Annotated in this window: 5 protein-coding genes; 2 read left to right on the top strand and 3 right to left on the bottom strand. The window is 59.4% G+C overall.

Annotation, left to right across the window (positions count from 1 at the left end):
* Window positions 1–62 precede the first annotated feature (62 nt).
* Window positions 63–275, bottom strand: a complete 213-nt coding sequence (locus ABJK70_RS19790) for a hypothetical protein (protein WP_143735309.1) — start codon at window positions 273–275, stop codon at window positions 63–65.
* A gap of 155 nt (window positions 276–430) precedes the next feature.
* The gene (locus ABJK70_RS19785; protein WP_347258857.1) at window positions 431–1,501 is read right to left on the bottom strand and encodes a glycosyltransferase family 1 protein; all 1,071 of its coding nucleotides are present in this window, start codon (window positions 1,499–1,501) and stop codon (window positions 431–433) included.
* A gap of 116 nt (window positions 1,502–1,617) precedes the next feature.
* Between ABJK70_RS19785 and ABJK70_RS19780 the strand changes: the two genes are divergently transcribed.
* Entirely contained in the window at window positions 1,618–2,985 is a 1,368-nt protein-coding gene (locus ABJK70_RS19780) for an MFS transporter (protein WP_347258856.1), read from the top strand.
* 25 nt (window positions 2,986–3,010) lie between these two features.
* On the opposite strand, the gene ABJK70_RS19775 is transcribed toward ABJK70_RS19780, so the two are convergent.
* Window positions 3,011–4,222 (bottom strand): alpha/beta fold hydrolase, encoded by a 1,212-nt coding sequence (locus ABJK70_RS19775; protein ID WP_347258855.1) that lies wholly within the window; start codon window positions 4,220–4,222, stop codon window positions 3,011–3,013.
* A 176-nt stretch (window positions 4,223–4,398) separates the two neighbouring features.
* Between ABJK70_RS19775 and ABJK70_RS19770 the strand changes: the two genes are divergently transcribed.
* A partial coding sequence (locus ABJK70_RS19770; RefSeq protein WP_347258854.1) for an amidohydrolase family protein occupies window positions 4,399–5,091 on the top strand: 693 nt, incomplete at its 3' end.

Genomic DNA, 5,091 nt, shown 5'->3' with positions numbered 1-5,091 from the left:
GCGACGGTTTCGCCAGTCATCGATTGCAGGCGAACTACTGCGCCCTTCAGGCCTTGTGCGGCTCAGTCATGCGCAAACGATGATCCTAGAAACGCCAGTTGGACGCGTCCGAGTGTGCGGCTGGCGGGCTGGATGGCAAGGCGCGACGACACCGTGGGGCCGCCCCCCACAAGGAGGAGCAACACCGCCAGACGGCTCGCCAGCCGTGCAATCGGGTGCGTAGCGACTTCACCCAAGTGGTGAAATCGGTAGAAGGTGGAACGGTCAGAATCCACAAGGCTTTTCCACTCCATCTAAGCGGTCAACTGCCGTTTCTAGGATGATGAGTTAGACCCATACGGTGCCGAGTGTCTCGCTCAAGGAGACAAAAAGTCCGTTGCGTTTTTGAAAACGGCGAAAAGTGAGGGATGGCTTTGTAGCCGCGCCGAATTCAATCGGTTCTCATCGCCATCGGGACCAAGTTTTCAACGAACTGCCGGGAACACGCGTCCCAAGAAAATTCCCGTGCGTAACTCCGGCACTCCTGCGGATCGAGCGACAAGGCTGTAAGGGCAGCGTGCCGGAGATCGTTGTCCAAGACACCCACGCGGTCGTCCCGGATCACGTCCCGTGTGCCCCGCAACGGATAGGCGGCGACCGGAACGCCGCAGGCGAGCGCCTCCAGCATCACCAAGCCGAAGGTATCGGTCCGGCTGGGAAATACCAGGACGTCCGCCGCCGCCATGTAGCGGGCTAATGGCTCTCCGGTCCGATAGCCCACGAAGCGGACCTCGGGATATTTCATTTCCAGCTCTTTTCGTTGCGGCCCGTCGCCGACGACGTATCGGGTGCCAGGCAGATCGAGGCGGAGAAAGGCCTCGATGTTCTTTTCGATGGCGACACGGCCGGCGTACAGAAATATCGGGCGCTCGTCCCTGAGAAAATCCTTTCCCCAGGGCTGAAAGAGTTCTGTGTCGACACCCCGCGACCAGCGCACCAGCCTGCGAAACCCTTTGGAGGCCAACTCGTTCGCGAGAGACTCCGTTGCGACCATGATCCGATGGCTTCGGCTGTGGAACCAGCGGAGATACGTCCAGCTCACGCAATAGGGTATGCCGGCCCGGAGCTTCAGATATTCGTGAAAATGACTATGGTAGGACGTTGTATACGGAAATCCTTTCGCGCGGCAGTAACGGCGAGCCGCGAAGCCGATCGGCCCTTCGGTGGCTATATGCATCGCGTCCGGCTTGAAGGCTTCGATCAGAGGCCGAAGACGGGGGCCGCACAGGAAGGACAGACCCACAGCGGGGTAACCGGGACACGGCCAGGTTCGAAACCGATCGGGCGTGATGATTTCGACCGTGTGTCCCGACTTTTCCAGCGCGCGACGGGTATTCGTCAAGGTCGTGACGACGCCGTTGATTTGAGGATGCCAGGCATCGCTGATCACGATAATCCGCAAAACTTCCTCCTGGGCATGATCGGCGAAGCGCACCGTCGATTTTTCGGGCGGTGCCGGCATACGAATGAAATGCGGCCGCCCGGTTTAAAGAGACCACTGGAAACCGGACCGCTTTCCAGCATTGAAATCGTCAGCAAGGCGGGTAGACTCCGGGATTATTGTCTTTCCGCAATATCATGGACAGACCGCCGCTTCACCACAAGATCATGCTGTACTATGCGTCGCCGCATCTCACGCATGCGGTGGCGACCTTGCCGGTGGCGCTCTTTGTCCCTGCCTTTTATGCCGACGACATGGCCTTGCCGCTCGCCGGGGTAGGCATGGCGATCGCCGCGTCAAGGGCGCTGGACATGGTCAGCGATCCCCTCATCGGAATTTTGAGCGACCGCCTCAAGACGCGATGGGGCCGCCGCAAGCCTTGGATTGCCATCGGGACGCCGCTCCTGATGCTGTCCGCCTGGATGATCTTCGCACCGGCCGGCGAGGTTTCGCTGCTCTATCTGTTTGTCTGGGCGAGCCTGCTCTTCTTCGCCTTCACCCTCGTGGATCTGCCCCACAAGGCATGGGGCGCCGAACTCTCGACGGACTACACCGAGCGTACGCATGTAGCGGCCTGGCGCGAAGGATTAGGCGCGCTGGGCCAGATATTGTTCCTAGGCGTGCTGTCCGTCTTGGATTATCTGGGGTACGTGGAAAACCGCGATCAGCTCTGGGTTATCGCCATCATCATCGTTGTCAGTTTACCGCCGCTGGTGACCGTAGCGCTGACCAAAGTGCCGGAATTTCCGTCTGAGGAGCTGGCGGGCGAACGCCTCGGCGGTTGGGCGGGGCTCCGGCTGGTATTGCGCAATCAGGCTTTCATGCGGACCTTGATTACCTTGCTGCTGCTGGGTACGGCGGTCCTGATTCAAGCCACGCTGCATCGACTGGTATTGACCCATGTGGTCGGTCGCCCCGACATCTTCGCCACGATGATCCTTGCCGAAAACCTCGTCTCGCTTGCCATGGTGCCGGTTTGGATGGGTATCGCGAATCGCATCGGCAAACATCGGGCGATCATACTCGCCGCGCTTTGGATCGGATTGTGGAGCCTCGGGTTTCCCTGGGTCGATCGGGGCGATACGGTGCTCTATGTGACCTTGATCATATTGAGAGGCGCAAGCCTGGCTTCGATTTTCATGTTGGCGAACTCTATCGCTGCCGATGTGGTCGATCACGACATCGTCGCGTCGGGCCGGCAACGGACGGGCCTCTTTTTCGCGGTGTGGGGCATAGCCATCAAACTGGCCGTCGCCCTGGGCGTTCTCTTGGGCACCGCCCTCCCTGCCGCCTTCGGTTTCGAGCCGTCCGCCCCCGTTCAAGCCCCCGAAGCGAAAAAATGGCTATTGGTGATTTACGGCTGGCTGCCGTGCCTGGTCATCGCGTCGGGGCTGCCGATCATGTGGAATTTCCCGATCGACCGTATTCGACAGCGGGCGCTACGGGAACAAATCGCTGCGCGGCGAGCTGGCGTTTTCAAATCGGATATAGGCGGGGCGGCCTAAGTCGCCTCTTTACACGCTCTTGGGATCATCGCGCGCTCGCTCTCTCGGCGGCAACTTCGTTTATGGACCTAAGACGGCGGTCCAGCCATCCCTCGATTTTCCTGAGGAGTTCGTGACGCAATGGCGGCGCGGAAAACAGCTGTTCGTGGTGAACCTTATCGATGAGCGGCAGGATTTGGTTATCCGGGTGCTTATCGAAGGTCTTGCCGGCAAAATCGTGACTGCCCCAGGCCGGCGTGATCGGATCGCCGGCGGAATAAACGAGGAAATAAGGAGTGGCAAACCCCGCCATCTCTCGCCTGAAACGAACGATCTCCCCTTCGACCCCTTTTACGTAACGCAGGATGCTGCGGCGGATGATATAGCCGTCGGCGCGGTGGCGTGCCCTCTCGTCTTCCCAGTCGCTCAAGTAATCCGGTACCCAACCCGGTGTCGTGGGGGAAAAGATATGCCGCAGGCCCGGCCACGACAGCACCTCGAACAGTCCGTCCAGCAAAGGGACGGTAACGAGCGCCAATGCCTGGTTGGCAATCAGCAACGGAAGCAGCTCGCCATGAGAACGAAGAAAATGCTCCTCGGCGTAAAAGGACAGCTTCACGACAGGCGTTTGAAAATAGCCGCGCCAGCCCGGAACCTCGGTCACCGAAAAGGCGGGGCCTAGGAATACGATGCCTTGTATCCGGGATCGTAAATCGTCCCCCGGCGCTTGTTCGAGCAGATAAGACGCTGAGATCAACGAACCCAGGCTGTGGGAAAGGATAAAAATCGGAAGACCCGGTTTGCCGCGCTGATCGCAGACCTCGATCAGGCGCCGCAGCACTTGATCCAAGTCTCGCCGCATCGGCTCCAGATTGCGCAAGCTCGCCTGCGCCAAATAGGCATCGCTGACGTCGAACTCGGAAGCCCCGCCAGTAATGGCCCGGTCGGCGGCCAACAGGCTCGGATTGGACAAGCCGTGAGCGTAAAGATCGAAACCCGCCACGATGAAACGCCTCGCAAAATAGGCGGCGATCTCGTCGTAGCGGCCGATGTATTCGTTCATGCCGTGGACGATCAGGATACAGGCCGGAGCGACCGCGGGTCGTGGCGGCATTTGCACGCGCATCGGCAACGGGCTGTCGCGCTCATTTCTGGACAGCCATACCTCCTGTCCCCATCGGGGATAGGGTTGGGTGACGAACTGCCGATGAGCGCAACCGCACAACATGGACAAAACCAGGATGAGAATCAACTTCACGATGCTATATCCGAAAGGTAGCCAAGGGTATGTTTGAGCGCAGGGCCGCAATGCAGATTGCGGTCGTGGTAGTGATGCCTGAGCGACGAGAGTACCTGCTTGGACCGTGACAATCGCTTTTTCCGAGCGTAGCCTGATCACGGCGCGATTTGCTTTTCTGCTCAGGAGATCGATTCATGATCGAAAACGTCCGCCTCTGTCGTCCGGCGATCATCGCCTTTTTCCTGATCGCTTGGGCAGTCCTCTTCTGTTCGGTGTCTTTGGCCGAATCCGCCAAAACGCTGATTCGAAATGCCTCCCTCATCTTGACCATGGATTCCTCGGTTGGCGCGGGCGATTTGGGGATCGTGGAGAACGCCGATATTCTGATCGAAAAAGACAAGATCGCGGCGGTCGGCAAGCATCTGCGAAGTACCGGGGCGCGTGTCGTGGACGCCACCGGGATGATCGTCATGCCGGGCTTTGTCGATGTGCACAATCATCTGTGGCAGTCGCTCATTCGGGGCTGCGGCACAGACCAGGACCTCATGGGTTGGCTGGATGCCTGTGTGCTTCCCTTGTTCGACCCGCAAATTACCGTATCGCGCTCGGAGGCCTATGCCGGCGTACGGCTGAGTACGCTGGACCTGATCGACACCGGAGTCACCACCACCGTCGAATGGTCCCACGCCTTTACGCCGGAATTCGTTCGGGGAGAACTCCAGGCGCTGACCGAATCGGGGCTGCGTTTCGTGTTTGCGTGTTTCGGACGCGACGACCCTGGCGTTATCGCCCATATGAAGCTGGTCAAGCAGACCCTGATCGATCCCAATCCCAAGGCGAGTTTTCAGGTTGCATCCCACCCGGCTGACGCATTGCGTCAGGACGTC

This window comes from Methylocaldum sp. (assembly GCF_039794385.1).
Lineage (GTDB): Bacteria > Pseudomonadota > Gammaproteobacteria > Methylococcales > Methylococcaceae > Methylocaldum.
The sequence above is the reverse complement of the archived record's forward strand: the minus strand, read 5'-3'. Positions and strand labels throughout refer to the sequence as shown.

Excerpts from the sequence above, each read along its gene's own strand:
- ABJK70_RS19780 (WP_347258856.1), top strand. The coding sequence starts at position 1,618 with ATGGACAGACCGCCGCTTCACCACAAGATCATGCTGTACTATGCGTCG.
- ABJK70_RS19785 (WP_347258857.1), bottom strand. The coding sequence starts at position 1,501 with ATGCCGGCACCGCCCGAAAAATCGACGGTGCGCTTCGCCGATCATGCC.